The organism is Glycomyces luteolus (assembly GCF_027622875.1).
GTDB lineage: Bacteria > Actinomycetota > Actinomycetes > Mycobacteriales > Micromonosporaceae > Glycomyces > Glycomyces luteolus.
This window is the reverse complement of record NZ_JAPZVP010000005.1, coordinates 190993-217155: the sequence shown is the minus strand read 5'-3', so window position 1 is coordinate 217155 and position 26163 is coordinate 190993. Positions and strand designations below refer to the sequence as shown.

27 protein-coding genes are annotated in these 26163 nt (G+C 70.8%); 16 read left to right on the top strand and 11 right to left on the bottom strand.

All coding sequences use genetic code 11. The features are described from left to right. Positions 1 to 196 precede the first annotated feature (196 nt). Positions 197 to 1408 carry a chymotrypsin family serine protease gene (locus O1R50_RS08225; protein ID WP_270109451.1) on the top strand — a complete coding sequence of 404 codons (1212 nt, stop codon included), beginning with the start codon at positions 197 to 199 and terminating at the stop codon, positions 1406 to 1408. Positions 1409 to 1540: 132 nt separating this feature from the next. On the opposite strand, the gene O1R50_RS08220 is transcribed toward O1R50_RS08225, so the two are convergent. Next, entirely contained in the window at positions 1541 to 1984 is a 444-nt protein-coding gene (locus O1R50_RS08220) for a hypothetical protein (protein ID WP_270109450.1), read from the bottom strand. Between the two features lie 165 nt (positions 1985 to 2149). Between O1R50_RS08220 and O1R50_RS08215 the strand changes: the two genes are divergently transcribed. Beyond that, entirely contained in the window at positions 2150 to 2842 is a 693-nt protein-coding gene (locus O1R50_RS08215) for a hypothetical protein (RefSeq protein WP_270109449.1), read from the top strand. A 102-nt stretch (positions 2843 to 2944) separates the two neighbouring features. On the opposite strand, the gene O1R50_RS08210 is transcribed toward O1R50_RS08215, so the two are convergent. Next, positions 2945 to 4876 (bottom strand): AfsR/SARP family transcriptional regulator, encoded by a 1932-nt coding sequence (locus O1R50_RS08210; protein ID WP_408612644.1) that lies wholly within the window; start codon positions 4874 to 4876, stop codon positions 2945 to 2947. A 95-nt stretch (positions 4877 to 4971) separates the two neighbouring features. Here O1R50_RS08210 and O1R50_RS08205 point away from each other — a divergent pair, with 95 nt between their 5' ends. After that, positions 4972 to 5850 carry an alpha/beta fold hydrolase gene (locus tag O1R50_RS08205; RefSeq protein ID WP_270109447.1) on the top strand — a complete coding sequence of 293 codons (879 nt, stop codon included), beginning with the start codon at positions 4972 to 4974 and terminating at the stop codon, positions 5848 to 5850. A gap of 123 nt (positions 5851 to 5973) precedes the next feature. On the opposite strand, the gene O1R50_RS08200 is transcribed toward O1R50_RS08205, so the two are convergent. Beyond that, on the bottom strand, positions 5974 to 6555 hold the full coding sequence (locus O1R50_RS08200; RefSeq protein ID WP_270109446.1) for a hypothetical protein: 582 nt from the start codon (positions 6553 to 6555) through the stop codon (positions 5974 to 5976). Positions 6556 to 6671: 116 nt separating this feature from the next. On the opposite strand from O1R50_RS08200, the gene O1R50_RS08195 reads away from it, so the two are divergent. From O1R50_RS08195 to O1R50_RS08180, 4 genes are all read left to right on the top strand, one after another. Beyond that, a complete protein-coding gene (locus O1R50_RS08195; protein ID WP_270109444.1) occupies positions 6672 to 7166 on the top strand; it encodes a TetR/AcrR family transcriptional regulator in 495 nt (164 codons plus the stop codon). Between the two features lie 102 nt (positions 7167 to 7268). Further along, positions 7269 to 7790, top strand: coding sequence for a hypothetical protein (locus O1R50_RS08190; RefSeq protein WP_270109443.1), 522 nt, complete (start codon positions 7269 to 7271; stop codon positions 7788 to 7790). Positions 7791 to 7876: 86 nt separating this feature from the next. Further along, positions 7877 to 8758 carry a DnaJ C-terminal domain-containing protein gene (locus O1R50_RS08185; protein ID WP_270109441.1) on the top strand — a complete coding sequence of 294 codons (882 nt, stop codon included), beginning with the start codon at positions 7877 to 7879 and terminating at the stop codon, positions 8756 to 8758. Positions 8759 to 8797: 39 nt separating this feature from the next. After that, positions 8798 to 9418: a LysE/ArgO family amino acid transporter gene (locus tag O1R50_RS08180; RefSeq protein WP_270109440.1), complete on the top strand. Its 621-nt coding sequence runs from the start codon at positions 8798 to 8800 to the stop codon at positions 9416 to 9418. Between the two features lie 36 nt (positions 9419 to 9454). On the opposite strand, the gene O1R50_RS08175 is transcribed toward O1R50_RS08180, so the two are convergent. Further along, a complete protein-coding gene (locus O1R50_RS08175) occupies positions 9455 to 10039 on the bottom strand; it encodes a TetR/AcrR family transcriptional regulator (RefSeq protein WP_270109439.1) in 585 nt (194 codons plus the stop codon). Positions 10040 to 10204: 165 nt separating this feature from the next. Between O1R50_RS08175 and O1R50_RS08170 the strand changes: the two genes are divergently transcribed. Both O1R50_RS08170 and O1R50_RS08165 read left to right on the top strand, forming a co-directional pair. Then, a complete protein-coding gene (locus O1R50_RS08170) occupies positions 10205 to 11134 on the top strand; it encodes an oxidoreductase (RefSeq protein WP_270109438.1) in 930 nt (309 codons plus the stop codon). Between the two features lie 88 nt (positions 11135 to 11222). Then, positions 11223 to 11564 (top strand): YciI family protein, encoded by a 342-nt coding sequence (locus tag O1R50_RS08165; RefSeq protein ID WP_270109437.1) that lies wholly within the window; start codon positions 11223 to 11225, stop codon positions 11562 to 11564. A 4-nt stretch (positions 11565 to 11568) separates the two neighbouring features. Here the strand turns inward: O1R50_RS08165 and O1R50_RS08160 are convergent, their stop codons facing one another. Further along, positions 11569 to 12036 (bottom strand): MarR family winged helix-turn-helix transcriptional regulator, encoded by a 468-nt coding sequence (locus tag O1R50_RS08160; protein ID WP_270109436.1) that lies wholly within the window; start codon positions 12034 to 12036, stop codon positions 11569 to 11571. Positions 12037 to 12170: 134 nt separating this feature from the next. Here O1R50_RS08160 and O1R50_RS08155 point away from each other — a divergent pair, with 134 nt between their 5' ends. Then, positions 12171 to 13142 carry a pirin family protein gene (locus O1R50_RS08155; protein ID WP_408612643.1) on the top strand — a complete coding sequence of 324 codons (972 nt, stop codon included), beginning with the start codon at positions 12171 to 12173 and terminating at the stop codon, positions 13140 to 13142. On the opposite strand, the gene O1R50_RS08150 is transcribed toward O1R50_RS08155, so the two are convergent. Continuing rightward, a complete protein-coding gene (locus tag O1R50_RS08150) occupies positions 13139 to 13435 on the bottom strand; it encodes a GNAT family N-acetyltransferase (RefSeq protein ID WP_270109434.1) in 297 nt (98 codons plus the stop codon). The two genes, O1R50_RS08155 and O1R50_RS08150, sit on opposite strands and share 4 nt — an antisense overlap. Positions 13436 to 13570: 135 nt before the next feature. On the opposite strand from O1R50_RS08150, the gene O1R50_RS08145 reads away from it, so the two are divergent. The 3 genes from O1R50_RS08145 (at position 13571) to O1R50_RS08135 (ending at position 17533) form a co-directional block, all read left to right on the top strand. Next, positions 13571 to 15028 carry a class II fumarate hydratase gene (locus O1R50_RS08145; RefSeq protein ID WP_270109433.1) on the top strand — a complete coding sequence of 486 codons (1458 nt, stop codon included), beginning with the start codon at positions 13571 to 13573 and terminating at the stop codon, positions 15026 to 15028. A gap of 93 nt (positions 15029 to 15121) precedes the next feature. Beyond that, positions 15122 to 15826: a FadR/GntR family transcriptional regulator gene (locus O1R50_RS08140; RefSeq protein ID WP_270109432.1), complete on the top strand. Its 705-nt coding sequence runs from the start codon at positions 15122 to 15124 to the stop codon at positions 15824 to 15826. Positions 15827 to 16093: 267 nt separating this feature from the next. Then, on the top strand, positions 16094 to 17533 hold the full coding sequence (locus O1R50_RS08135; RefSeq protein ID WP_270109431.1) for a glycoside hydrolase family 43 protein: 1440 nt from the start codon (positions 16094 to 16096) through the stop codon (positions 17531 to 17533). A 55-nt stretch (positions 17534 to 17588) separates the two neighbouring features. On the opposite strand, the gene O1R50_RS08130 is transcribed toward O1R50_RS08135, so the two are convergent. Together O1R50_RS08130 and O1R50_RS08125 are read right to left on the bottom strand one after the other, a co-directional pair. After that, complete coding sequence (locus O1R50_RS08130) at positions 17589 to 18797, bottom strand: MFS transporter (protein ID WP_270109430.1); 1209 nt, start codon at positions 18795 to 18797, stop codon at positions 17589 to 17591. 173 nt (positions 18798 to 18970) lie between these two features. After that, positions 18971 to 20368 carry a short-chain fatty acyl-CoA regulator family protein gene (locus tag O1R50_RS08125; RefSeq protein ID WP_408612642.1) on the bottom strand — a complete coding sequence of 466 codons (1398 nt, stop codon included), beginning with the start codon at positions 20366 to 20368 and terminating at the stop codon, positions 18971 to 18973. Between the two features lie 131 nt (positions 20369 to 20499). On the opposite strand from O1R50_RS08125, the gene O1R50_RS08120 reads away from it, so the two are divergent. The 3 genes from O1R50_RS08120 to O1R50_RS08110 are packed head-to-tail and all read left to right on the top strand — an operon-like array spanning position 20500 to position 24022. Further along, a complete protein-coding gene (locus tag O1R50_RS08120; protein ID WP_270109428.1) occupies positions 20500 to 22005 on the top strand; it encodes an MmgE/PrpD family protein in 1506 nt (501 codons plus the stop codon). After that, positions 22002 to 22907: a methylisocitrate lyase gene (gene prpB / locus O1R50_RS08115; RefSeq protein WP_270109427.1), complete on the top strand. Its 906-nt coding sequence runs from the start codon at positions 22002 to 22004 to the stop codon at positions 22905 to 22907. Before O1R50_RS08120 ends, prpB begins: the two co-directional genes overlap by 4 nt. Further along, the gene (locus O1R50_RS08110) at positions 22904 to 24022 is read left to right on the top strand and encodes a bifunctional 2-methylcitrate synthase/citrate synthase (protein WP_270109426.1); all 1119 of its coding nucleotides are present in this window, start codon (positions 22904 to 22906) and stop codon (positions 24020 to 24022) included. The genes prpB and O1R50_RS08110 overlap by 4 nt, the downstream gene beginning before the upstream one ends. A gap of 3 nt (positions 24023 to 24025) precedes the next feature. On the opposite strand, the gene O1R50_RS08105 is transcribed toward O1R50_RS08110, so the two are convergent. Genes O1R50_RS08105 through O1R50_RS08095 form a run of 3 tightly spaced genes read right to left on the bottom strand, consistent with a single transcriptional unit; the run spans position 24026 to position 26105 of the window. Continuing rightward, entirely contained in the window at positions 24026 to 24211 is a 186-nt protein-coding gene (locus tag O1R50_RS08105; RefSeq protein ID WP_270109425.1) for a hypothetical protein, read from the bottom strand. 58 nt (positions 24212 to 24269) lie between these two features. Further along, on the bottom strand, positions 24270 to 24791 hold the full coding sequence (locus O1R50_RS08100; RefSeq protein ID WP_270109424.1) for a potassium channel family protein: 522 nt from the start codon (positions 24789 to 24791) through the stop codon (positions 24270 to 24272). Between the two features lie 9 nt (positions 24792 to 24800). After that, positions 24801 to 26105 (bottom strand): chloride channel protein, encoded by a 1305-nt coding sequence (locus O1R50_RS08095; protein WP_270109423.1) that lies wholly within the window; start codon positions 26103 to 26105, stop codon positions 24801 to 24803. Positions 26106 to 26163: the final 58 nt, after the last annotated feature.

The window sequence follows — 26163 nt, the reverse complement described above, 5'->3', positions numbered from 1 at the left end:
CGTATCGATAACATGTCGTCACGCTGGGGGAACACTGCCGTCGCGGAGGTGCGAGGTCGTCGATGCGGGCCACAAGGGACCCACCGTTCCGGTCCGTGTTGGTAGCGTGACTTCTTGCCAGGTCACCACGCTTGGCGTCGGGCCCGACTCTCGTAATCCCCCTCCTTCTCGATGAAGAGCAGATCGGATTTATCCCATGAAGAACCCCATCACGAAGCGCGTGCTCATCGCGCTCGTGGCGCCCGCCCTGCTGCTGGCCTATCCGGCAGCCGCCACCGCCCAAGAGAACGACCCCGACCCCAAGGACGGCTACCAGAACCCCGAGGAAAGCCTCAAGGACGAACTCAGCAACACCGCCGAGACCCACGGCTGGACCTTCGAAGAAGCCGAGGCCCAGTACAAGGTCGCCGAGACCATCGGCGAGATCGCGGCCAGGATCGCCCCCGAGCGCCTGGATGTGTTCGTCGGCACCGCCCTGTCCGAGAAGCCCGGCGGCACGCCGACCCTCTACATCAAGGGCGAGGCCGACTCGTTCGTGTACGAGGTGATCAAGGAGAGCGGCCTCGACGTGATCGTCGCCGACCAGCAGCCGTACTCGTTCCTCGAACTGCAGGAGCGCAACCAGCGGCTCAACCGCGAGCTGACCGGGCTCGGCTACGGCGACATCTCCAGCGGCTTCGACATCACCGCCGACGGCACGATCAGCGCCGAACTCGGCGCTGACCCCGAGCTGCCCTCCGACCCCGAAGAGATCCTCAAGGGACTCTCCGAGGAGTTCCAGAAGGGCGTCCAGCTGACAGTCTCCGACAAGCTCGGCAACACCGCCGAGCACGGCTACGGCGGCATGGCCGCCTACGTCGGCAACACGTTCAACTGCACCACCGGATGGACGGTCGTGGCCCCCAACGGGACCACCGGCGTCAGCACCGCCGGGCACTGCACCGGCATCAGCCAGGCCTGGCAGCCCGGCCACGGGTTCATCGACCTGGACTTCCAGCAGCAGCACCGCGGCTACTGGGGCGACATGGAATGGCACACCACCCCGGGCCACATCGACGTCGCCGAGTTCTACGCCTACCCGAACATCCGCCGCGACACCCTGTCGGTCGAACCGTGGTGGGGATTCAGCGTGGGCGAGTCGATCTGCATGTTCGGCCGGTCCACGAACGTCCGCCACTGCTCGCTCGACGTGCAGAACCCCTGGTGGTCCTGCACTCTCGACGGTTTCCTCACGGACAGCCTGGTGCGCATGGACGGGGACGTCACCATCGGCGGCGACTCTGGCGGCGGCTGGTCCTGGAACAACCGCGCGTACGGATCGCACGTCGGCGACTGCAGCTGGCAGAACGTGTTCTCCAGAGTGGATGACATGAACGAGGCGATCGGCGTGAGCGTCCTTACGCAATAGCCCCGACCTGAACCGCGGCCCTGCACTCCAGCGGGGCCGCGGCCCGAACGCCGTTGCAGCCGGCGCCGAGCCACCCCGGCGCCGACTCCGGCCTCGGCCCATGTTCGCGTCGCCCCTGGCACTGCGGTCAGTTCAGTCCGTCATCGCCTTCATCGGGGAGTTCAGCGCCGTGGCTCGGCGGGCGAGGTCTCGGAGTGCTGACGCGAATGCGTCACCGATGTAGGGGCGGAGCGCGGCGGCGAAATCGGCGATGTCCTGAGCGGTCACCGCCGACCCGAAATGCTCATCCAGGCCGCACCACCCGTTGCTCTCGTGCCAGTCCCGGACCAGCCGCGGGAACGTCGCATACGCGGTCGATGGCGCCGCCTCCATGTACTCCTCGATCGCCCAGTCCACGCCGATCCGATCCGCATCGACGGTGAAGAGCGACCCGGCGTGCTCGAACCAGAAGCGGTACCGGCCCATGCACAAGCTGCCGCAGGTGCACGCGGGCTCGAGAAACTCAGCGACCGCTACGACGTCCACGACCCGCTCGGAGGCTTGGCCGTTCGCGAACACGGTCCATCGTTCTTCCACAGCCGCAGAATAATGTGCCAGCGCGCGGGCTGGCCTCCGACACCGTTCGTAGTCGAGTTCGAGCGAAACGGCTTTGTCCGCGTCCACATCGTCCTATAGTCGCTTGCGGAAGTCAGGACTCGTGGCCGCTGACCTGCGGCTGCGCCGTATCTCGAACGGAGCAGAATGAACACGAACGACAACCGCGACACCAGCACCGACAAGACCGCCTTCCGCTTCGCCCGCAGGGCGGCCGTGATGGCGCTGCCGCTGGGCCTGCTCGCGGCGACGGCCGCCGGCCCGGTCCAAGCCGCCCACACCGATCCGGCGCCCCTCGATCCGGCCGCCGTGCCGGTTCCCGCGAGCGTTCCGGTCAACGTGCCGATCGCCAGCGAAGGCGCCGAGTTCACGATCAAGAACTGGGAGGCCAAGGGCAAGACCAAGAGCAAGACCTACGGCACCGGTCCGCTGGAAGGCCAGGCCACCCTCGCCGAGACACCCGAAGGCGCATCGGCGACCGACCTGATCCTCTTCAACCCGGTCGGCGAGGAGGGCGATCTCGGGCAGGTCCGAGTGACCTCGGTCGATCCGGAGACGCCGGATGCGGATGCCGCGAAGCAGTACGTGGTCGCATTCGAGGTCGAGGCGCTTCCCGGCCACCAAAGGCCCGTGACGCTCCAGACCGCGCCGTTCGAGATCAAAGCGGTCGCTGAGGCCACCGACGTGACGGCCTTCCCGCCGGTGAACCAGCTGTACCAACTGCAGGAGCCGGTGAAGCTCTACGAGCAGGAGGACGGCCAGGCCGCTACCAAGTCCATCGGTGAACTGGAGTCGTTCGACGTCATCGTCAACCACTCCGATGACCCGGCGGTGCGGTAGCACCCGGCTGCAGCGTCGAGGCGTGCTTCCATCCACGGGAGCACGCCTCACCTGGGAGAACGTAGGCCGATGCGGACGGCGGGCAGTGGCCGCTTTCGGCCGTCAGCCCAGCGCGTCGAGGAGGTCGGCCACCGGCCCGGCGGTGAGCATGCCGCTGCCCGCACCGGCCAGTTCACCCGCCGCCGGCGCGAGCGCCGCTTCGACCCTCGCCTTCACGCCCTTGTCTCCCAAGGCGATCGCTGCCCGACCGGTGAGGACCCACATCGCCTCGGTCAGGAGGTCCCCAGGAGGCACCGGCGTCCGGAGAAGTGCAGCCTCGGCTTCCTCCCGAGTGCCCGTCTCCAGCAGGAGCAGCGGCTGAACCCAGGGTCCGTAAGGGCCCCAATCAGTGTCGTCCGGGAAGAGCAGTGGCTTCCTGTGCTGCAACCGCAGGCACAGCAGGGCGAGTGGCAGCAGGCCCCGTTGCACCCCAGGCATTCCCGCCCCGTCGAGCCGCGAACCCGCAGCCCGGTAGGCGGCCTCGGCCGCCCCGAACGGCGCGCCATGAGCCGCGAGCCGCATCGCCTGGTACCAGTCGGTGAACACTCTCGCGAGCGGCCGCTCATGACGCTCCGCAAGGAGGTCCACCGCCTTGGCGTGCTCGTCCGCGCCGCCGAAATCCGCCAGCGCACTGAGTGCCTGGAGCCGGATGAGATGCCCCAGGATCGCGTACGCGGGCAAGCGATGCCGAGTGGCGAGCGCGATCAGCTCGGCCCCGATCCCGTCGCGCTCCGGGGCGAGCCCGGTCCGGTGGAAGGTCTGCATGAAGACGCCGTTGAGCGCGAACGCCAGCAGTGACGGTTCACCCAGGCTCCGGGCGAGCCACTCGGCCTCGGCGGCGGCATCGGCCGGGCGCGGCCCGGGCACGCCCCGCGATTCGACCGCGATGACCGACAGCAGCCTCGCCCGGTCGACGTCATGCGCGTCGGATCCCAAGCGCGCCAAGGCATGTTCGGCGGCGGCCACGATCCTCGCGGACCGGGCCGGATCGTCCGAACGCGTCCAGATCGCGGGCACGTCGTAACCGCCGATCACCCGCGCGGCGAGTTCCGGGTCGTCCAGGCGCTCAGCGGCCGCGACCGTGGCGGCCCGCTGCTCCTGCGCCGTCCCGAGGCCGGTGCCGCCCGTGTACGCCAGGCTGCGGAGCAGGCCGACCGTTGACTCCAAGCGCGCGGGGGACTGCGGCCCCGCGGTCTGGTCGTACGCCGCCGCCGTCACGGCCCAGACCTGTTCGGCCCCTTCAGCACCGGGATCGCTCTGGCGGAGCAGGTCGGTCTCCAGGCGCCGCAGGCGCACGTTCGGCTCGACGCCGTGCCGCTCATCGAGCAGCGCCCTGGCCCGCCGCAGCACCGCGAGCGCGTCCGCCTGCCGACCCGTGCGGTACAGCGCGAGCGCCAGCAGCCGCCAGGCCTCCTCGCGCCACGGATGCTCCGCCACCAGCGCGTCCAGATCCGGGACCGCCTCGCCCGGCCGCCCGAGCTCCAGCAGCGCATCGGCCCGCCGCTCGATCGCGGCCAGCCGCAACTGTTCGAGCCGGGCGCGTTCCGTTCCGGCCCAAGCCTCATCGAAGTCCGCGTACGCAGGGCCCCGCCATTCGCCAAGGGCCCCATCGAGCAGTTCGAGCGCCTGATGCGGTGGCGCGCTCGCGGCTTCGGCGGCGGCCGCCTCGAACCGCCACGCGTCCACCGCGTCCGACTCGGGCCGCAGCGCGTATCCCGGCCCTTCGGTCACCAGCAGCCGTGCGGGCGCGCGCGGCCGCCGGTCCGGTTCCAGAGCGCGCCGCAGGGCCGCGACGAACGTCCGCACCGCGCTCACCGCTCCTGCCGGCGGCTCGGTCCAGAGATCGTCCACGAGCCGGTCCACAGGCACGACCCGCCCGTGCGCGGCCACCAGCCGCGCCAGCACCGCGCGGTGCCGGGGACCCCTGAGAACCAGCTCGGACCCGGCCTCGTCCCAGGCCAGGACCGGGCCGAGCACACCGATTCGCACGCGCAAGGGCACCTCCATCCGCACGTAAACTATCGCGCTCATCGAACGCTCATCGGCGACTCGCAGACTCGGAGAGACCCACCGAACCAGAAGGAGCGACCATGAGCCTTTCGATACCGGGCTTCGACTACCAGCGGATCAGCGCCGACGACGGCGTCGCGCTCAACGCGGCCGTGGGCGGCGAAGGCAGCCCGATCGTGCTGCTCCACGGCTTCCCGCAGACGCACCTGATGTGGCGGCACGTGGCCGCCGACCTCGCGGCCGACCACACCGTGATCGTCCCCGACCTCCGCGGGTACGGCGCGAGCGACAAGCCCGCCGAAGCCGGAGGCGAGACCTACGCGAAGCGCACCATGGCCGCCGACATCGTGGGGCTCGCCGCGGGGCTCGGGCATGAGCGGTTCGCGCTGGCCGGGCACGACCGGGGTGCGCTGGTGGCGGTTCGCGCGGGTCTCGATCATCCGGAGTCGGTCTCGCACCTCGCGATCCTCGATGTGGTGCCGACCCTGGACATGTGGGAGGTCCTGCACGGGGTGGACGCGGCGGTGGCGTTCCACCTTTATCTGATGGCGCAGCCGCCCGGCCTGCCCGAGCGGATGATCGCCGCGAGCGCGGACGCGTTCTTCGGGTGCTTCCTCGACGCCTGGACGAAGGACCCGGAGGCGATTCCGGGCCCGGTGCGCGAGGAGTACCTGCGGGCCTCCCGTGAAGCGGTCGTCTCGATCGTGGCGGACTACCGGGCTTCGGCCGGCATCGACGTCGAGCACGATCGGGCCGACCGCGCGAACGGGAACCGGCTTCGGATGCCGGTCACCGTGGTGCAGCAGGACTGGGGCGCGGCCCTCGGCTACGATGCGGCGGCCGTGTGGCGGGCGTGGGCGCCGGACCTCGACCACCGGCTCACCGACGCCGGGCACTTCATGGCCGAAGAGGACCCGGCGATGGTCGTGAAGGCCTTGCGGGACTTGCTGGCCCGCTAGTGAGAGGCGGGGGTGCGGACGGAGGGGGGCCGCCCCGGCGCCCGGGGGGGGGCCCGGCGGGGCGGCGCGGGGCGGCCCGGCGCGGCCGCCCCCCCCCCCCGCCCCCGCCCCCCACGCCTCTGCTCAGGCGGTCGCGGGTTCGGTGGCGCGCTGCCACAGGGTCGCCGAGAGCCAGACGACGGCCGCGGCGAGGACCACGAGCGCGAGTTGGAGTGCGATTTCGGGGACGAAGGCGCGCAGGCCGATCGGGAACGTCGCGGCGGCGTACAGCCCGAGCGGGAGGCGCGGTGCCCCGCTGCGCCAGAGCCCGGCCGCGTAGGCGACCGCGGCGAGGATGAACAGGATCGAGGCGACGGTGAGCGCGGTGCCGAGCGGGCCGGCGCGGAGTGCGTCCACTTGGGCCGGTTCGAGGTAGGCGAACACGAGGTTGATCACGAACTCGACGCCCACGAGGGCCGCGATCGACGCGAGGCTGGCGATGAACCCGACGGTGAGCAGGCCGCTTCTGGTGCCGCGGCAGGCGATGTAGAGCCCGATGATGAAGCCGATCGCGAAGATCTGCGCGAGCGGGGCGAGGAGCTGCGTGACCGCGGTGGTCGGCAGGATCTCGGCCCGTTTCGCGGTGTTGACGAGGATGATCGCGGCGCTGAGCCATCCGGCGAGGGCGGCGAGCCGCAGTTCGAGGCGGGCGAGGGGTGCGGTCATGGGAGGCCTCCAAAGCGAGAAGGAATAACGCTTGTTATCTCAATAACGATTGTTATGCTGGCGGAGGCGCCCTGTCAAGCGCGGGTGCCGAACCGTTATCGAGTGTGGAGCCGCCCATGTCGTCACTCACCGTCTCCGAGCAGCTGGTCCACGGTGGACGCGAGCTGATCAGCCGCGAAGGCACGGGAGACCTCTCGGTGCGCCGCCTCGTCGAGGCCGCGGGCCGCTCGACCATGTGCGTCTACAGCCACTTCGGAAGCCGGAAGCGGCTGCTCGCCGAGGTCTACCGCTCCTGCGGCGAGGACCTCCGGGCCGCACTCGCCAACGCCCGCAATGCAAACGACCTCGAACACGGCTACGCCGCTTACGCGCGCAAGGAGCCCCGCCACTTCCAGTACCTCTTCGCCGCCGACCTCGACGGCTTCGGGATCGACCAGTCCCTGCGGCTCGACCTGATCGAGTCGGTCGTGGACCTGGCGGCGGACCGCCTCGGCGCGTCCCGGGACGAAGCGCTCGCCTGTTGGCTCCGCGTCCACGGCGCGGTCTGGCTCGACACCATGCAGCGCCTCGCGGGAGAACCCAAGCGCTTCAACACGGCAGCCGCCCGCTAGGGGAATCCTCCCGGGACCGGTCCCACGGCCGACCCGCTAGTTTCGGTGCGGCCGCGCTCGGTGCGCCGGTTGCGCGGGGGCCAGTACGGGTGAGGAGCGCCGTTGAGCCAGCGGAAGCGACTGAAGAAGCCGAAGGTGAAAGGGGCCGAGCGGCGGCGGGCCGCACGCCAGGCCGAGGCGGAGCCCGCCTCGGAGGATCCCCGAGACCGGCTGCAGCTGTTGCGGGACGAGTGGGAGCAGCGGTCGAGGGAGCTCCTCCGCGAGGCGGCGCAGGACGGCGCCCGACTCTACGCGCTCGTCGCCGAACTCCGCGCACTTCCGCAGCGGCGCCACCGAAAGCGCGAAAGCCTGCTCAAAGCCGCCCGGCGCGAGCAGCGGAACTACCGCTCACAGCTGCAGCTGTGGCTGGACATCTACGGCAAAGCGGCCGTCCCGGAGTCGACTCAGACGTGGCTGGCCGAGGATCTCAAGGCGCTTCGCGAGGAGATCGAGGCCGAGCAGCGCCGACAGACCGCGGCCGAGGAGTCCAGCATGCGGTTCGCGGAGGAGCTCCGGCCGCGGTATCGAATCGGCGACGACCATTCGTTCCAAGAGTTCGCCAAGCGGTTCATCTACGACCAGTAGACGACCGGTCGGCGGTCGCGACCGGGGGCCTCCCGTCCGAGACGCGATCGAATACCGTTGTGGTCGTTGCCCTCCACTCCCGGATCATGAGGACCGCCATGGCCGATATCCCGCTCACCTCCCGTGCGTTCGAGACTGGCCTGACGCTCGAGGAGATGGCCTTCGGCTGCGAGCGGACCGTGTCGTACGAGGCGCCGATCGACTGCGTCAACTGCGAGGGCACCGGCCGCGACGACGGCGGCACCTGCGCGTTCTGCGACGGGGCCGGCACCATCGTCGAACTCCGGCGCTCCACGATCACCCTCCCCGGACCGCTCGACGACGGGGAAGTGCTGGAGCTGCAGGCGAAAGGCGTCCCCGGGACGCTCGCCGTCACGGTCCGGGAGCTGCCGCACGCGGTGTTCGAGCACGACGGCGAGAACCTGCGGACCTCCCTCGACGTCCCCGCGAAGATCCTCGCCAGCGGCGGCCTGGTCAACGTCGAGACCCTCGACGACGACCGCGAACTCGAGGTCCTGCCCGGCAGCGGGGAAGGCTCGATCGTGCCGCTGCGCGGCCACGGCTTCCCGTCGAAGGAGGACCCTGAGCGGCGCGGCGACCTGCTCGTGAAGCTCCGCGCATCGCCGGAGACGACTCTGGTGGAACGGGAGGCGCGGCGCTGGGGTGCGGGCCTCACCGCCGTCGGGACCGCGGTCGCCCTCGTCGGCATCGGGATCATGGTCGCGGCGCTGGTGATCCGGTCGAACGCCACGGTCTGCGAATCGACGGAGACCACGGTCTGCATGGTCGTCATCGACGGCGAGCGCTCCGAAGCGGCCGACTCCGCCGAAACGCAGCGCAGCGAGCAGAACGGAGCCGCGGCACTGGGCGTGGCGATCGGCATGGCCGTGATGGGCGTCGGCGGCTGGATCACCACCCGGGGCATCCGCGAGATGGGGCGCGACAGGATCGAGCAGCGACGGGCCTGACGACCGCGCCCGTTCGGCCGGTGCGGCTAGCATGGCGCGGTGACCGCCGCCTTCTTCACCGGGCTCGCCCTCGGGCTGGCGCTGATCGTGCCGATCGGTGCGCAGAACGTCTTCGTGTTCGGGCAGGGCGTCACGCTCGGGATGCCGAGAGCACTGTGGGCGGTCGTCGGCGCGGCCGTGTGCGACACCATCCTGATCGTGCTCGGCGCGGCCGGGACCTCGGCGCTGCTGGACTCGGTGCCGGGCCTGCGCCCGGCGATGCTCATCGCGGGTGCCCTCTTCCTGACCTACCTCGGCGTGAAATCCCTGCGCGCCAAGCCGACCGAGCTCGACGACGAGACCGGCGTCTGGTCCCGCGGCCAGGTGCTGCGCCGGACCATGGCCGTCTCGCTGCTCAACCCGCACGCCATCCTCGACACCGTGGGCGTCCTCGGCGCCGCCATCACCGCCCAGGCCGTGGGCACGCGCCTGCCGTTCGCCGCCGGGGCGGTCGTCGCCTCGTGGACCTGGTTCCTCGTGCTGGCCACTGCCGCACATGCCTTGCGTCGCTTCATGACCAAGGAACGCCGCGTCTGGTTCGACCGGATCTCGGGCCTGATCCTGCTGGTGTTCGCCGGGTGGCTCGCGATCGAGTTCGCCCTGACGTTCACCGGGCACTAAAGGAATATATATCGACAACGAGGCATACTGCCTCGGTCAGCCGGCCTCGCTCGCCCTCGTCACCGAAGCTGCGGCGATGCCGTTGAGCACCAGCTCCATCCAGCGCTCGCGGGCCTTCGGGGGCTGGTCGACGGGGACGGTGGCGAACAGCAGAAAGAAGTCCTCCACGGACAGATCGGCCCGCAAATGCCCGGACTGCTTGCCCACCTTGATGATCCGCTCCATGGCGGCGATGCCGCGCTCGATCGGGCGCTCGATGTCGAGCTGCGCGCCGAGCGCCCGTGCGGCCGCTTTGGCGGCCTTGTCGCTGGCGGCGAGCTCGACGGTGCTCAAGAGGAAGTGCCGGAACTCCTCGAGGGCGTCGGCGCCGGCCTCCATGCGGTCGGCCGTGGCCTCGACCTCGGTCATGATCCATTCGACGTGGCCCTCGACGACCGCCGCTACCAGGGCGTCCTTAGTGGGGAAGTGGCGGTAGAGGGTGCCGACCGCGACTCCGGCCTCTTCCGCGATGGCCTCCATGCGGACCTCGGGACCGTGAGCGATGATCTGCCGGTCGGCGGCCTCGAGGATCTTGGAGCGGTTGCGCGCGGCGTCGGCGCGCAGCGGGCGTTCCGTGCTCATCCCGTCTCCTCTCGTTCGGATCCGCATCGTATGGCATCGCGGCGCGTGTCGAGCGCCACGCGGCTTGCAATAACCTGAATCATGGTTCATGATGAAGATGAACCTAAGTTCAGCTTACCTCGTGACCGGGCCGCCGCCCGGCGCGAAACCGACAGGAGGCAGGCGATGAGCAGCAAGCAGTGGACCGCCGCGGACATCCCCGACCAGACCGGCCGCACCGTCGTCGTCACCGGCGCCAACAGCGGCCTCGGCATCGAGACCGCCCGCGCGCTGGCCGGGCGCGGCGCGCACGTGATCATGACGTCGCGCTCGGAGGCGAAGGGCCGCAAGGCGGCTGATGAGATCCGCGCCGATCACCCGCGCGCGAACCTGGAGGTCCGCACGCTCGACCTCGAAGACCTCGACTCGGTCACGGCGTTCGCCGAGAAGCTGAACGCCGACCGCAATCGACTGGATCTGCTGGTCAACAACGCCGGCGTCATGGCACCGCCGCGGTCGCTGAGCCCGCAGGGCCACGAGCGCCAGTTCGCCACCAACCACCTCGGGCACTTCGCCCTCACCGGGCGGCTCCTGGGCCTGCTCGAGGCGGGCCGTGATCCGCGCGTGGTCACCGTTTCCTCGCTCGCGCACGGGCACGGGCGCATCCACTTCGACGACCTCAACGGCGAGAAGCGCTACAGTGCGATCGCGTTCTACGGGCAGTCGAAGTTCGCCAACGCCGTGTTCGGTCTCGAGCTCGACCGGCGGCTTCGGGCCGCCGGGAGCCCGGTCCGCAGTCTCCTCGCGCACCCGGGTTTCTCCGCGACGCGGCTGGTCGCGAACGGCATGAACGCGCCGGTGCGGCTGATCTCGAACCTCATCATGCCGTTCGTGACCCAGTCGCAGGCGGACGGAGCGCTGCCCCAGCTGCGGGCGGCCACCGACCCGAAGGCGCAGGGCGGGCAGTACTACGGCCCGGCCGGCAAGAGGGAGCGCAAGGGGGCGCCGGTCGTGGTCGACACGATCCCGGCGGCGAAGGACCTTGAGACGGCCGCGCGACTGTGGACGGTCTCGGAGGGGCTGACGGGCGTGAAGTTCCAACTCGCCGCGGCCTGATCACCGGCCGATGTCGGGGGGCGCTCGTACGATCGGGTCAGGATTCGGGCGCCGTCACCCTTGGCGGCGCTGAGCAGGGAGTGGCGCGATGAAGCGGTTTCTGATCTCGTTCGACGACGGCGCGATGGCGGACCTCTCCGAGGAGGAACTGCGGGAGGCGGGGGTGGACAGCCACAAGGTGGTCGCCGAAGCCAAGAAGGCCGGCGTGTGGGTGTTCGGCGCGGGGCTGCCCAGCCAGCGCGCGTCCATCGTCGCGACGGACGGCACCGTGGCTGAAGGCCCCGACCCCGAGACGAAGACGGCCATCGGCGGGTTCTCGATCATCGAGGTTCCCTCGCGTGAGGAGGCCCTCCGGTGGGCCGCCGAGATCGCCGCGGCCTGCCGTTGCGCGCAGGAGGTCCGGGAGCTCTTCTACGATCCGGAGAGCTGAGGCGTTAGGGCGCGGTCTCGTCGAGGTGCTTGAGAATGCGCGCGGCGATGTCGCCGAGAGCGTCGAGCTCCTCGGGGGGGATGGCGTCGAGCACGAGGCGGCGGACGGCGGCCACGTGCTTGGGGGCGGCGGCCTCGATGGTCTCGCGGCCCTGGTCGGTGATGGTGACGAAGGCGCCGCGGCCGTCCTCGGCGCATTCTTCGCGGGCGACGAGGCCGCGCTTGATCATGCGGGCGATCTGGTGCGAGAGGCGGCTCTGCTCGAAGTCGATGGCCTTGGCGAGCTCCTGGAAGCGCAGACGCCCCGAGGGGTCGTCGGTGAGGGCCACGAGGATCGCGAAGTCGGCGCCTGACAGCTTCGACTGCGTCTGGAGTTCGCTGCCGAGGCGGGCGAAGAGCTTCTGGTTCAGCCGGATGAAGGCGCGCCAGGAGTGCTGCTCGCGCGGGCTGAGCCACTGGGTGTCGTCGTTCATGATGGCTTCATCCTACTCGATTATTGACACATCATCTATTGCGAGCTACAGTTCGGAATGAAGAACATGACGCATCATGTACGGTCGCGGGACCTCCGCGCCGGTGCGCCGTGAAGGAAAGCAGAGGCATCGCCATGCCCGCCGTCACCGTCGAAGACGTCCTCGTCCTGCCCCGGCTGCCGCTCCCCGACCCGGCGCAGACCCGCTTCCGCGAGGTCAAGCGCCTCGTCACCGCGACGCTCGGCATGGAAGGCGAGGGCTTCCAGGTCCGCCGCGGCTTCGCGGGCATCCCGATGCACGAACTCGACCCGTTCGTCCACTTCGACCACATGGGCGAGGTCGACCTCGCCCCGGGCGAGCCCACCGGCGCGCCCTGGCACCCGCACCGCGGCTTCGAGACCGTCAGCTACGTCATGGACGGGGTCATCGAGCACGAGGACTCCAACGGCGGCGGCGGCCGCATCACCGACGGCGACACCCAGTGGATGACCGCCGGGGCCGGAATCCTCCACAACGAGATGCCGCCCGAGAGCTTCGTCATGAGCGGCGGCGTCGTGCACGCCACGCAGCTCTGGGTCAACCTGCCGCGCGCCCAGAAGTTCGTGGCCCCGCGCTACCAGGACATCCGCGGCGGCGAAGCCGCGCTCGTCACCACGCCCGACGGCGGCTCGCTGATCCGGATCATCGCCGGGGACATCGCCGGGCACCGCGGGCCCGGCTCTACCTACACGCCGATCACCTTGGCGCACATCACCGTCGAGCCCGGCGCACAGGTGGACCTGCCGTGGCATCCGGAGTACAACGCGATCGTCTACGCCCTGGCCGGAGCGGGCACCGTCGGCACCGACCATCGGCCGTTCCAGATGGGACAGACCGCCGTGTTCGGCCCCGGCGACGCGATCCGCGTGGCCGCCTCGCCGCGCCAGGACTCGCACACTCCGAAGCTCGACCTGTACGTGCTGGGCGGGCGGCCGATCCGCGAACCGGTGGCGCACTACGGGCCGTTCGTCATGAACACCCGCGCCGAACTGCTGCAGGCCTTCGAGGACTACCAGGCCGGGCGCCTCGGGGTGATCCCCGCGAAGCGCCTCCCGCACACCGACTAGGGATGCTTGAACGAGCGGCCCTCGACGACCAGGTCCTGGTACTCGGGGTGCCGCTCGATCCAGCGGGCGTAGTACGGGCACAGCGGCCGCACCCGCTCGCCCCGCGCCCGCGCGTCGTCCAGCGAGGCGCGCGTCAATGCCGCGGCCGCGCCCGATCCGCGGGCCTCGGGGAACACCTCGAGGCGGGTGAAGGTGACGGTCCCCTCGCGGCGCACGTAGTCGGAGAAGGCGATCAGCTCTCCGTCCCGGTGCGCCTCGTAGCGGGCCCGGTCCGGAGCATCGGTCACGTCCACGTACCTGCCTCCTTCCCCTCCCGCCAAGCATGGTCCCCGGGTGCCGCGGCGTCCACCGAACGCGGAGTCTTAGCGGTCCCGCCGGAATCGTGGAATCCTGGGGCGAAACGGCATCGAGCGCGGGAGGCCTTACCGATGGCGAACGAGCAGTACCGGATTCGCACCCTGCCGGTGGGCACCGGCGCGACCGGGAAGCGGATCGAGACCGACTCGATGGGCGCGATCGAGGTCCCGGCCGAGCACTACTGGGGCGCGCAGACGCAGCGTTCCCTGCACCACTTCGCGATCGGCGAGGACCGGATGCCCACCGCGGTCTACCGGGCGTTCGGGCGCGTGAAGGAGGCCGCGGCCGTCGTGAACGCCAAACACGGCCTGCTCGACCCGCTGCTGGCCGAGGCGATCGTCGTCGCGGCGGGCGAGGTCGTCTCCGGCGACCTCGACGCGGAGTTCCCGCTCTCGGTGTGGCAGACCGGTTCGGGCACGCAGACCAACATGAACGTCAACGAGGTCATCGCCAATCGCGCCAACCAGCTCCTCGGCGGCGGGATCGGCACGAAGGCTCCGGTGCACCCCAACGACCACGTGAACCTGAGCCAGTCCTCGAACGACAGCTTCCCCACGGCGATGCACCTCGCGACCCTGCTGGCGCTGCGCGACCGCACGCTCCCGCAGCTCGACGCGCTGACCGAGGCGATCCGCTTCAAGGCCGAGCAGTGGGTCGACGTGGTGAAGATCGGCCGCACCCACCTCCAGGACGCGACGCCCCTCACGGTGGGGCAGGAATGGTCCGGCTGGGCCGCGCAGCTCCGCGATGCCCGTGTGCGCCTTGAGGACTCGCTGGCGAGCGTCTGCGGCCTCGCCGCCGGAGGCACGGCCGTCGGCACGGGCATCAACGCCCCGGAGGACTTCGGCGAGGCGATCGCGGCCAAGCTCGCCGAACTCACCGGCCTGCCGCTGGTGACGGCCCCGAACAAGTTCGCGGCGCAGGCCTCCCTCGACGGCATGGTCGCGGTGAGCGCCGGCCTGCGCGGCGTCGCGGTCGCACTCATGAAGGTGGCCAACGACATGCGCTGGCTCGCCTCGGGCCCGCGGGCCGGGCTCGCCGAACTGCGCCTGCCCGCGAACGAACCGGGCTCCTCGATCATGCCGGGCAAGGTGAACCCGACCCAGCAGGAGGCGACGCTCATGGTCTGCCTGCAGGTGATCGGCGAGGACTCGATCGTGGCCGCCGCCGGGGCGCAGGGGCACTTCGAGCTCAACACGATGCGCCCGGTGGTGATCGCGAACGTGCTGCATTCGGCCCGCATTCTCGGCGACGCGGCCGAGAAGCTCAAGGACTTCAGTGTCGAAGGGACGCAGCTCGACCGTGCGAAGATCGGCGAGCACGTGGACCGCTCCCTCATGCTCGTGACCGCGTTGAGCCCGCACATCGGCTACGACAAGGCGACCGAGATCGCCCACAAGGCCGACGAAGAGGGCTCGACCCTGCGCGAGGCCGCCCTCGCGCTGGGCGTGAGCGCGGCCGACTTCGACCGCATCGTCGACCCCACGACGATGGTCGGCAACCCGCGCAAGGACCTCGGTCTGGAGTAGCCGGTGTGGCAGCCCGACCACTCCGGTCGCGACCTCGTTCCACCCTGGAAGCCCAATTGCCTTACGCTCGAGGCATTTACCGGAGGAGGGTCGATGGCGCGGGCGTCACGGACGCAAGAGGTGGTCGAACAGGTCCTCGACGCCATCATCGACGGCAAACTGCGACCCGGCGAACCCCTGCCGCCCGAAGGCGACCTCGCCGAGGATTTCGGCGTCTCGCGGCTCACCCTGCGCGAGGCCGTGCGGCTGCTGCAGGCCCAGGGCGTCATCGTGCAGGTGCCCGGCCGCCGCCACCGCGTGGCCCCGGTCGCGCAGTGGACCGGCCTGGAAGCGGTCGTGCGGCACGCCCGCAGCGCGGGGGAGCGGGAGCGGTCCTCGCTCGAACTGCTCGAGGTCCGCATGATGATCGAAACGGGCGCCGCCCAGCTCGCGGCCGAGCGCCGCACCGAAGCCGACCTCGACGCGGTGCGCCAGCTCATCGGGCGCATGAAGGCCGCCCACGCGAGGACCGACGTGGCCGAGTTCGTGGCCGCCGACCTCGAATTCCACGACGTGATCCTCCGCGCCGCCGACAACCGCATCCTGGTAGCGGCCCTCCTGCCGCTGACCACGCTGCTCGCCGAGACCCGCAGCGAGACCAGCGCCGTGCCTGAGATCCGCGAGCACGCCATCGCCGAGCACACCGCGATCGTCGAGGCGCTCGCCTCCGGCGACCGCCTCGCCGCCCGCGACGCCATGGCCAGCCACATGGATCAGACCCGCGGCGACCTGCTCGAATACGTGCATTCGCGCCGCTAGCGCACCGCCTTCGCTCGCCTCGACTTGACGACGCCCGAATCCGAGTCCATGCTCGGCCTGCTCGGATTCCTGATCACGGCGGGCCTGCACGTCGCGATTCCCGCCGGCTGGAAGGCTCCGGGTCCGGCGCTTCGGTCAAGACGGGCGCAGGCCGGGAGGCGCGCGTCGACGAGCGCGCTCTCGTTTAATATCGAAGATATTGACTCCATCGATGTTGATTGTTACCCTTCACATCATCATTTCGGCTGCAAGATCCCTGGAGAGTCAATGTCGACACCACCCTCACGCCACGTCACGCCGCGGCTCAGCCGCCGCGGCCTCATCGCGGCCGCGGCCGCGGTCCCCGCCGCCGCGCTGCTCCCGGCATCACCCGCGGCGGCCCAGACCGCCTACACCGGCTACCTCATGGCCCACTTCATCGGCGAGGGCACCGGCGGTGAGCAGATCTACCTCGCCCACTCCGACAACGGCCTCAACTGGACCGACCTCAACCGCGGCCAGATCGTCCTGCGGACCCCCATCGGCACCAAGGGCGTCCGCGACCCCATCATCGTCCGCAACCCCGCCGGCAACCGCTACTGGATCATCGCCACCGACCTCCACATCGGATCGGGCACGTCCTGGACCGACGCCCAGCACATCGGCAGCCGCAACCTCGTCGTCTGGGAGTCCACCGACCTCGTCAACTGGTCGATCCCGTGGCTGCTCCCCGTCGCCGCATCCATCGGCGACGCCGGTGACGCCTGGGCGCCCGAGGCCATCTGGGACGCCGCCGCCGGGAACTTCCTCCTCTACTGGGCCACCAACTCGACCCTCAACGGCATCAAGAAGCACCGCATCTGGAGCGCCCGCACCACCGACTTCCGCTCCATCACCACGCCGCAGATCTACATCAACCTGGCCGGGTCCGAGCAGCTCATCGACACCCAGATCATCGAGGCCAACACCGGCGGCTACCGCTACTACCGCGCCTCCAAGACCACCCAGATCGTGATCGAGGGCAGCAACTCGCTGACCGGTTCCTGGACCCGCCTCGGCGACCTCGCGAACCTCACCGGCGGCGGCGTCGAAGGCCCCATGTGGGCGAAGTTCAACGACCGCAGCGAATGGGCGCTCTGGCTCGACCAGTACGCGACCGGCCGCGGCTACATGCCCGTCCTCACCACCAACCCCGCGGCCGTCTCCGGCTACCGCAAGGTGACCAACTACAGCCTCGGCTCCAACCTGAAGCGCCACGGGTTCGTCCTCAACCTGACCCAGGCCGAGGAGACCCGGGTCCTGGGCCGCTACCAGAACCCGGTGTTCAACCGCCTGCAGTCCTACAACTACCAGGACCGCTATGTGCGGCACTACAACATGGACGTGCGCATCGATCCCGGTGTCAGCCCCGTCGCCGACTCGCAGTTCCGGCTCGTGCCCGGCCTGGCCTCCTCCAGCGCCGTCTCCTTCGAGTCGGTGAACTTCCCCGGCCACTTCCTGCGCCACGCCAACTACGACTTCGTGCTCGCGCCCCGCGAGTCCGGCGGCACGTTCAACGCCGACGCCACCTTCAACCGGGTCGCCGGGCTCGCCGACTCGTCGTGGAGCTCGTTCACGTCCTACAACTTCCCGACCCGCTACATCCGCCACTACGGGTACGCGCTGCGGCTCGACCCCGTCAGCACCACCCAGGAACGCGCCGACGCGACCTTCCGCGTCACCACGTAACCGAGACCCGGCAACTCAGCCGCCCGGCGCGGGCCCCACCGCCCGCGCCGGGCTCTCAGACCTTGGGCTTGCGCGCCGCGGGCGAGCAGACCAGGGCGATCGCCACGAGCACGAGCACCACGTAGAACGCGTTCCGCAGGCCCACCTGGTCGCCCATGAGGCCGATCAGCGGGGGACCGATGAGGAAGGCGCAGTACCCGACCGTGGCCACGACCGCGACGTTCGCGGTGGCCTTCTCGGGGTCGTCCGCGGCGGCCGACATCCCGACCGGGAAGCCGAGCGACGCGCCGACTCCCCACAGGACGGTGCCGACGATCGCGACCGGCGCGGTCGGCCCGAGGATCACCAGCAGCAGGCCCAGGAGCGCCAGCAGCGCCGACCCGGCCAGGACCGGCACGCGCCCGAACCGGTCGAGGAACAGCCCGCCGAAGGCGCGCCCGGCCGTCATCGCGGTGACGAACACGGCGAAGACCGCCGCACCGCCCGGGTTGGTGAGCCCGTAGCCGTCGACCATCGCCAAGCCCAGCCAGTCGTTCGCGGTGCCCTCGGTGAACGCCATGCCGAGGATGATGAGGCCGATGAGCAGCACCCGCAGGTCCGTCCACGCGGCCAGGCGGGTGCGCCACCCGGCCCGCTCGCCCGGCTCGGCCGTGCGCGGCTCTTCGGCGGGCTGGAGGAACCTGACCACGTACACGGAGGCGAGCAGTACCGCGAGGCCCACCACGGTGAGATGCGATCCGGCCGAGACGCCGAGCTGCTCGGTGAGCGCGCCCAGGCCCGCGCCGAGCATGGTGCCGACGCTGAAGCCCGCGTGGAACATCGGCATGAGGGTCCTGCCGATGCGCCGCTCGTTGGCCGCGCCGGAGAGGTTCATGGCCACGTCGAGCACCGAGTTGCCCGCGCCGAGGAGCATGAGGGCCGCGAACAGCGCCCAGTACGAGGGCGCGAGCCCGGCGATGAGGCCGATCGCGACCAGGCCGACGGCGGTGACGGCGAGGAACCAGCGGATCGCCGCGGTCGCCCCGAGGTGGGCGACCACATGGCCCGAGGCGATGAGCCCGAGCATCGCCCCCGCCGAGAGGCCGAGGATGAGCACGCCCATCTCCTGCGTGGTCGCTCCGAGGATGTCGCGCATGTTCGGGACGCGCGCGGCCCAGTTCGCGAACACGAACCCGGAGAGGGCGAACACCGCGAACACGGCGTTGCGCCAGTGCACGAGCTCGGGCGCGGTGCGGGCGGACGCGGGCAGGGCGGTGCTGGTCACGACGGTCCAATCGGGCGGCGGCATGGTGGTCCGGCACCCAGCTTGCACCGAGCTTCAGCGTTCGACAAACGCATTCGACGAACCGGTGCCGCCGGCCGCGGTCGCCGATTTGGGCGCCTCCCGCCAGAGCGCGGCGCTTGCCGCCGGTTCGGCGGGGCAACGCCGCCCGACCCTCACGCCGACGACGGGTACGGCGTGAAGCCGCTGCGGTGGTCCGTCACGTCGAGCGGCCTGCCGATCGCCGGGAACGCCCGCTGCGGGCAGCCCGACCGGTCGCACACCTTGCAGCCCGGACCGATCGGGGTCAGCGCCGCCGGGCTCGCCAGGTCCAGCCCGTCGGCGTACACCAGCCGGTGCGCATAGTGCAGATCGCAGCCCAGCCCGATCGCGAACGTCTTCGCCGGCGTCCCGTACCCGCCGTAGCGGCGCGTCACCGTGCGCGCCACCCACAGGTAGGCGCGACCGTCGGGCATCTGCGCGAGCTGGGTCCGGATCTCCCCGGGATGCGCGAACGCCTCATACACGTTCCACAGGGGACAACTACCGCCCACCCGCGAGAAGTGGAAGTCCGTCGCCGACTGCCGCTTCGAGATGTTCCCTGCCCGGTCCACCCGCACGAAGAAGAACGGCACGCCCCGCGCGCCCGGCCGCTGCAGCGTGCTCAACCGGTGCGCCACCGTCTCGAACCCCACCCGGAACCGCCGCTGCAGCAGATCCATGTCATAGCGCAGTTCCTCTGCGGCGCTTCGGAACACCCCGTACGGCAGAATCAGCGCGCCCGCGAAGTAGTTCGCCAGGCCGATCCGCGCCAGCCCCCGCGCCTCCGGCCCGGAGAGGTCGGCGGCGGCCACCAGGCCGTCGATCAGGTCCGCGTGCTCGACCAGCGCGAGGTGCGTGGCCAGCTGGAAGGAGCGCTGGCCCGGAGTGAGGAGCGGCGAGACGCGCAGGACGCGGCCCTCGGGGTCGAAGCGGCGCTTGGCCCCGGCCTGCTCTTCGGCGCCGAGCGCGGCGACTGTGGTGCCGTGGCGGTCGGCCAGCAGCCGGGCGAGCTCCGCGTCCAGGTCGGCCGGGTCCAGTCCGGCGGCGATCCGCTCGGCGACCTCGTCCAGCTCGGGCACGTAGTTCCGCTTGGCGTAGAACAGGTCCCGCACCTCCTCGTACGCCGTGGGCGCGGCCCCGGCATCCAGTTCGGCGCTCATGGCGGTGTTGCGCTCGACCGCGTGCCGGTACCGGCGATGCAGGTCGACGACGTACCGCGCCAGTTCGGGCATGCCCTCGGCGAGCTCGCGGGTCTGGCCGTGTGAGACCTGCTCGGCGTGGGCGGTGTCGGCGAGCGCGTCCCGCAACTGCGCGTCGAGGCGGTCGCTCTCGGCGGCTGAGAAGCGCTGCACGTCCACGTCGAAGACTTCGGCGAGGCGCAGCAGCACGGGGCCGGTGATGGGCCGCTGGTTCGACTCCATCTGGTTCACGTAGCTGGTGGAGATGCCCAGCGCGGTGGCGAGCGAGGCCTGCGTGAGGCCCTGCTCCTCCCGGAACCGGCGCAGCCGCAGGCCGACCTTGGCCGTCTTCAACGCCATCCACTGGTCCTTTCACAAGGTTCACAAAATCCGGCCGATATTTCCACAAGAAACCACATGTTCAGTGCTTTCATAGGGATCGGTGGCTGTACATACTGTGAAGATAACCCAGAAGGAGCCGCCGCATGATCGAGCACCCCGTCCGCGTCCACGCCTCGCGCGAGCACTTGCCGCGCGAGGCGCAGCTGGCCTGGAAGCTCGCCGAGGTCGCCCGCGACCCGGTCCCGGTCGAGCCCGAGGTCGCCGAGATGATCGGCAACCGGGTCATCGACAATGCCGCCGTCGCGGCCGCGTCGCTCGCCCGCCGCCCGGTCGCCAACGCCCGCGCCCAGGCCTTCGCGCACCCGTACCGTCCCGGGGCGGCCGTCTTCGGCGCCGCGACCGAGGTGCGCAGCTCGCCCGAATGGGCCGCGTGGGCGAACGGGGTAGCGGTGCGCGAGTTGGACTTCCACGACACGTTCCTCGCGGCCGACTACTCGCACCCCGGCGACAACATCCCGCCGATCCTGGCCGTCGCCCAGCACCGGGGCCTCGACGGCGCGGCGCTGGTGCGCGGCATCGCCACCGGCTACGAGGTCCAGATCGACCTCGTGCGCGCGATCTGCCTGCACGAGCATCGGATCGACCACATCGCACACCTCGGTCCCTCCGCGGCGGCCGGGATCGGCACCCTCATGGGCCTCGACGCCGACGTGATCTACCAGGCGATCGGCCAGGCGCTGCACACCACCACGGCCACCAGGCAGTCGCGCAAGGGCGCGATCTCCTCCTGGAAGGCGTACGCCCCGGCGTTCGCGGGCAAGGCCGCCGTGGAGGCCGTCGACCGGGCCATGCGCGGCGAAGGCGCGCCCGCGCCGATCTGGGAAGGCGAGGACGGCGTCATCGCCCGGCTCCTCAGCGGACCGGACGCGCGCTACACGGTGCCGCTGCCCGCCCCCGGCGAACCCAAGCGCGCCATCCTCGACTCCTACGCCAAGGAGCATTCGGCGGAGTACCAGAGCCAGGCCCTCATCGACCTCGCCAGGCGGCTCGCGCCGCGCATCGGCGACCTCTCGCGCATCGCCGAGATCGTGATCCGCACCAGCCACCACACCCACAACGTGATCGGCACCGGCGCGAACGACCCGCAGAAGTTCGACCCGGACGCGAGCCGAGAGACCCTCGACCACTCCATCATGTACATCTTCGCCGTCGCCCTCGAAGACCGCGACTGGCACCACGAGCGCTCCTACACTCCCGAACGCGCCCACCGGGAATCCACGGTCGCCTTGTGGCGCAAGGTCCGCACCCTCGAAGACCAGGAGTGGACCCGCCGCTACCACGACCCCGACCCGGACAAGCGCGCCTTCGGCGGCCGGGTCACCGTCGTCTTCGACGACGGCACCAGCATCGACGACGAACTCGCCGTGGCCGACGCCCACCCCCGCGGCGCCAGGCCCTTCGCGCGCGAGCAGTACCTCCAGAAGTTCCGCACCCTCGCCGACGGCGTCATCGCACGGACCGAACAGGACCGGTTCCTCGACCTCGCCTGCCGCATCGGCTCCCTCGGCGCCGCCGAAGTCAGAGCCCTCAACCTCGCCGCCCCGCCCGGAGCGCTGACCGCACCCACGAGTGGAGGACTCTTCCGATGACGCAACGCATCTCGCCGTCCCAGAAGCGCCGCGCCCTGCGCGCCGGGCTCGCCTCCGGCCGCCTCCAGCGGCTCCCCGGGGCGTTCTCGCCGCTCGTCGCCCGCGCCGTCGCCGACCGCGGCTTCGAAGGCGTCTACGTCTCCGGCGCCGCTCTAGCGGCCGACCTGGCCCTGCCCGACATCGGCCTCACCACCCTCACCGAGGTCGCCGGGCGCGGCGGCCAGATCGCCCGCGCCACCGGCCTGCCGACCCTCATCGACGCCGACACCGGTTTCGGCGAGGCCGCCAACGTCGCCCGCACCATCGCGGCCTTCGAGGACGCCGGGATCGCGGGCTGCCACCTCGAGGACCAGGTCAACCCCAAGCGCTGCGGCCACCTCGACGGCAAGGAGGTCGTGCCGACCTCCCAGATGCTGCAACGGGTCCGCGCCGCCGTCCAGGCCCGCACCGACCCGGACTTCGTCATATGCGCCCGCACCGACGCCCGCGCGATCGAAGGCCTCGACGCCGCCGTCGACCGCGCCAAAGCCTATGCGGACGCCGGGGCCGACATGGTCTTCCCCGAGGCCCTGCGCACCGAAGCCGAGTTCGCGGCCTTCCGCGAAGCGGTCGACGTGCCGCTCCTGGCGAACATGACCGAGTTCGGCACCTCGCCCGCGCTCACCGCCCGGCAACTGGAGGACCTCGGCTACAACCTCGTCATCTGGCCCGTCTCCAGCCTCCGCGCCGCCATGGGCGCCGTCGAAGACCTCTTCGACGCCTTGGAGACCGAAGGCACCCAGGCCACCCATGTGGACCGGATGCAGACCCGGGCCCGCCTCTACGAACTCGTCGACTACGCCTCGTACAACGCCTTCGACAAGCAGCTCTTCGACTTCGAAACCCCCGGGAGGGACGCATGAGCACCGACATCCGCAAGGGCCTGGCCGGAGTCGTCGCCGACACCACCGCCATCAGCGAGGTCGTCCCCGAGACGAACTCCCTCACCTACCGCGGCTACCCCGTCCAGGAGCTCGCCCGCGGCTGCTCCTTCGAAGCCGTCGCCCACCTCATCTGGTACGGCGACCTGCCCGCCGCCGACGCCCTCACCGGATTCACCGAACGCGAAGGCGCGCAACGCGAAGTCACCCGCTCCACCATTGCCGTCATCGACCGGCTCCCCGACAACTGCCACCCGATGGACCTGCTGCGCACCGCCGTCTCCTGCCTCGGCGCCGAAGACCCGGCCGAGGACGACAACAGCCCGGCCGCCAACCGCGCCAAGGCCGAAGCGATGTTCGCCAAGCTCCCCACCGTCGTCGCCCACGACTTCCGCCGCCGCAGGGGGCAGGGCCGCATCGCCCCCGACCCGGGCCTCGGCTTCGCCGAGAACTTCTTCCACATGTGCTTCGGCACCGTGCCCGCACCGGAAGTGCTGCGCTGCTTCGAGATCTCGATGATCCTCTACGCCGAGCACAGCTTCAACGCCTCCACCTTCACCGCCCGCACCGTCGCCTCGACGCTCTCGGACATCTACTCGGCCGTCACCGCCGCCATCGGCGCCCTCAAAGGCCCGCTCCACGGCGGCGCCAACGAAGCCGTCATGCGCATGATGCTCGAGATCGACGACCCCGCGCTGGCCCGCGACTGGCTCCTCGAGCGGCTGGCCGCCAAGGAGAAGGTGATGGGCTTCGGTCACCGCGTCTACAAGGACGCCGACTCGCGCGTGCCGACCATGAAGGCCGCCTTCAAGGACATGGCCGAGCTGACCGACGGACGGCGCTGGGTCGCGATGTACGAGGAGCTGGAGGCGGCCATGATGGAGGCCAAAGGGATCCACCCGAACCTGGACTTCCCGGCCGGTCCCGCCTACTACCTCATGGGCTTCGACATCCCGATGTTCACGCCGCTGTTCGTCATGTCCCGCATCACCGGCTGGACCGCGCATGTGATCGAGCAGCTCGAGTCGAACGCCCTGATCCGCCCGCTGAGCGCCTACACCGGGCCCGCGCAGCGCGCGATCCCCTTGGCGGCCTGAGCGTCACGGCGCCGAGGCGCCGCACGTGTCGCAGTGCAGTTCGACGAGCTTCCTGCCCGTTTCGGGGCGGTGGATCACGAAGGTGGTGAGCCGGTAGCGCCGTTCTTCTCCGACCCAGAGGAATCCGAAGGCGGGGCTGGTGCCGGTCAGGTGTCCGATCTGGATGTTCGACCGCTTGCGCAAGAACATGCGGGCCTCCACTTCTTCCCGCTCCCGCCTGAGCGGTCCGTGCCGGGTCCTCTCCCCGTCAGAGGGCGCGGCGGTCGCGGGTACGGGCGCGTTCGGCGAGCTTGCGGGCGATGAGCGAGGCCGAGCCCGCGATCGCCGTGACGTTGAACGCCATCTGCACGCACACCAGGACCCGGGCGAACTGGCCCTGTGCCGTGACGTCGCCGAACCCGACCGTGCTCAGTGTGCTCAGCGCGAAGTAGAGGGCGTCCACGCGGGTGTGCAGGCCGGCGAACTGGTCGGGCCGGTACACGGCCACCCCGTAGTCGACGAGCGCGAACAGCAGCACCCCAGCGAGGATGCCCACGATCAGGGCCCCGAGCGGCGCGTCGGGTTCGCGGAGCTGCCGCACCGCCTGCCTGCGGATGACGATCGCGACTCCCGCGAGCAGCACGGCGGTGCCGCACCAGCGCAGGACCAGGACGACGGGATCGGGCTCGCTGCGGATCGGCACGACGAAGTAGAGGACGATGAGCGCGAGTCCCGCGAGCAGCCAGCGCAACCGGTACGATTGCGAACGCTCGTTCCCCTTGTCCTGCATGCCCACCCCCTACGTCGCCTCGGGCACGGGCTCGCGGTTGCCGGTGCGGTCGATGAGCTGCTCGGTCACGAACGCGACGACGACGGCGATGAGCACGATCGGGGTCATCCCGCTCGCCCCCGACCCGAGCAGCAGCGTGACTAGGACGGCCGACGAGACCGGCAGCGGCAGGATCGCCGCGGTGGCGGCAGCCATGCCCGCGGCCATCGCCGGGGCGATGCCGAACCCGGGGAGCCCGCTGAGGAGCGCACCGGCGGCCGCGCCGAGGAACAGGGCCGGGAAGATCGGGCCGCCGCGCAGCGTCGCGAGCGACACCGCGTACGCCAGGCCCTTGAACACCAGCAGCCCCACCAGTGCCCAGACGCCGGGCACGTCGCCCGTCCCCGTGAAGACACCGAGCGCCTCCTGTCCGGACAGCAGCACCTCGACGGGGGAGCGGCCGGTCAGCAGCGAGTAGGCCGCGGCGGCGGCGGCGGTGACCGCGACGGCGGCCATCGCCATGAGCGCGGGCCGCCGGTCGGTGTGCGGGACGAGGCGCCGTCCGAGGTGGTGGACCTGGCGGACGCCCACGGCGATGAGCACCGCCAGCGGGATCGTCCACAGCAGATCCGCGAGGTCGGGCCGGTCGGGGACGTCGAGTCCGGGGAGCTGCAGCGAGGTCACCCGCAGGCCCGTCCATTCGCCGAGTCCGGTGAACACGAGCGCGCCGATCCCGGCCGAGAACAGACACGGCAGCACGACCCGGATCGGCCGGATCCCGGCGCGGCCGGCGGATTCGAGGATGAACACGGCCGCCACGAGCGGGCTGCCAAAGATGACGGCGACGGCCGCCGCGGAACCGGACGTGCTGATGAGGGCGTTCTCGGGGCCGCCGCGCACGACCCATCGGCTCGTAAGGATCGTGGCGAAGGCCGCGCCCACGGCCATGAGCGGCGCTTCGGGGCCGAGCACGACGCCGAGCGGCAGGCCGCCGAGCGCCGCGAGCAGGACTCCGGGCAGGTGCGAGGGCGGCGCGGGGTCGGGCGAGAGGCCCTCGATCGGGACGTGCCCGCCGTGCCCTGGCAGGCGGGTGATCGCGAACGCGACGATCGCGCCGCCGACGAGGAGCCAGGGGGCCGGCCACCACCACGGCACCGGTTCGAGGCCCCAGTGCTCGGGCAGGTCCTCCCAGACGAAGTCGGTGAGCCAGTGCAGGAGCGCGAGGAACGCGAAGGCCGCCACCGAGACCGGGATGCCGATGAGGCCCGCGAGGGCGAGCACGCGAGCGTACCGGCCGCCGAGCCCAGCGCCCCGGCCTCCGGAAGTCTCGACCATGGTGCCCCCACATCGCCCTATGCTGCACTGTGGATCTTCCTACAGCGGCGCACAGGGC

Excerpts from the sequence above, each read along its gene's own strand:
- O1R50_RS08105 (WP_270109425.1), bottom strand. The coding sequence starts at position 24,211 with ATGTTCTTGCGCAAGCGGTCGAACATCCAGATCGGACACCTGACCGGC.
- O1R50_RS08145 (WP_270109433.1), top strand. The coding sequence starts at position 13,571 with ATGGCGAACGAGCAGTACCGGATTCGCACCCTGCCGGTGGGCACCGGC.
- O1R50_RS08200 (WP_270109446.1), bottom strand. The coding sequence starts at position 6,555 with ATGACCGCACCCCTCGCCCGCCTCGAACTGCGGCTCGCCGCCCTCGCC.
- O1R50_RS08095 (WP_270109423.1), bottom strand. The coding sequence starts at position 26,105 with ATGGTCGAGACTTCCGGAGGCCGGGGCGCTGGGCTCGGCGGCCGGTAC.
- O1R50_RS08100 (WP_270109424.1), bottom strand. The coding sequence starts at position 24,791 with ATGCAGGACAAGGGGAACGAGCGTTCGCAATCGTACCGGTTGCGCTGG.
- prpB (WP_270109427.1), top strand. The coding sequence starts at position 22,002 with ATGACGCAACGCATCTCGCCGTCCCAGAAGCGCCGCGCCCTGCGCGCC.
- O1R50_RS08225 (WP_270109451.1), top strand. The coding sequence starts at position 197 with ATGAAGAACCCCATCACGAAGCGCGTGCTCATCGCGCTCGTGGCGCCC.
- O1R50_RS08155 (WP_408612643.1), top strand. The coding sequence starts at position 12,171 with ATGCCCGCCGTCACCGTCGAAGACGTCCTCGTCCTGCCCCGGCTGCCG.
- O1R50_RS08170 (WP_270109438.1), top strand. The coding sequence starts at position 10,205 with ATGAGCAGCAAGCAGTGGACCGCCGCGGACATCCCCGACCAGACCGGC.
- O1R50_RS08185 (WP_270109441.1), top strand. The coding sequence starts at position 7,877 with ATGAGGACCGCCATGGCCGATATCCCGCTCACCTCCCGTGCGTTCGAG.
- O1R50_RS08140 (WP_270109432.1), top strand. The coding sequence starts at position 15,122 with ATGGCGCGGGCGTCACGGACGCAAGAGGTGGTCGAACAGGTCCTCGAC.
- O1R50_RS08215 (WP_270109449.1), top strand. The coding sequence starts at position 2,150 with ATGAACACGAACGACAACCGCGACACCAGCACCGACAAGACCGCCTTC.
- O1R50_RS08110 (WP_270109426.1), top strand. The coding sequence starts at position 22,904 with ATGAGCACCGACATCCGCAAGGGCCTGGCCGGAGTCGTCGCCGACACC.
- O1R50_RS08175 (WP_270109439.1), bottom strand. The coding sequence starts at position 10,039 with ATGAGCACGGAACGCCCGCTGCGCGCCGACGCCGCGCGCAACCGCTCC.
- O1R50_RS08135 (WP_270109431.1), top strand. The coding sequence starts at position 16,094 with ATGTCGACACCACCCTCACGCCACGTCACGCCGCGGCTCAGCCGCCGC.
- O1R50_RS08205 (WP_270109447.1), top strand. The coding sequence starts at position 4,972 with ATGAGCCTTTCGATACCGGGCTTCGACTACCAGCGGATCAGCGCCGAC.
- O1R50_RS08165 (WP_270109437.1), top strand. The coding sequence starts at position 11,223 with ATGAAGCGGTTTCTGATCTCGTTCGACGACGGCGCGATGGCGGACCTC.
- O1R50_RS08120 (WP_270109428.1), top strand. The coding sequence starts at position 20,500 with ATGATCGAGCACCCCGTCCGCGTCCACGCCTCGCGCGAGCACTTGCCG.
- O1R50_RS08195 (WP_270109444.1), top strand. The coding sequence starts at position 6,672 with ATGTCGTCACTCACCGTCTCCGAGCAGCTGGTCCACGGTGGACGCGAG.
- O1R50_RS08160 (WP_270109436.1), bottom strand. The coding sequence starts at position 12,036 with ATGAACGACGACACCCAGTGGCTCAGCCCGCGCGAGCAGCACTCCTGG.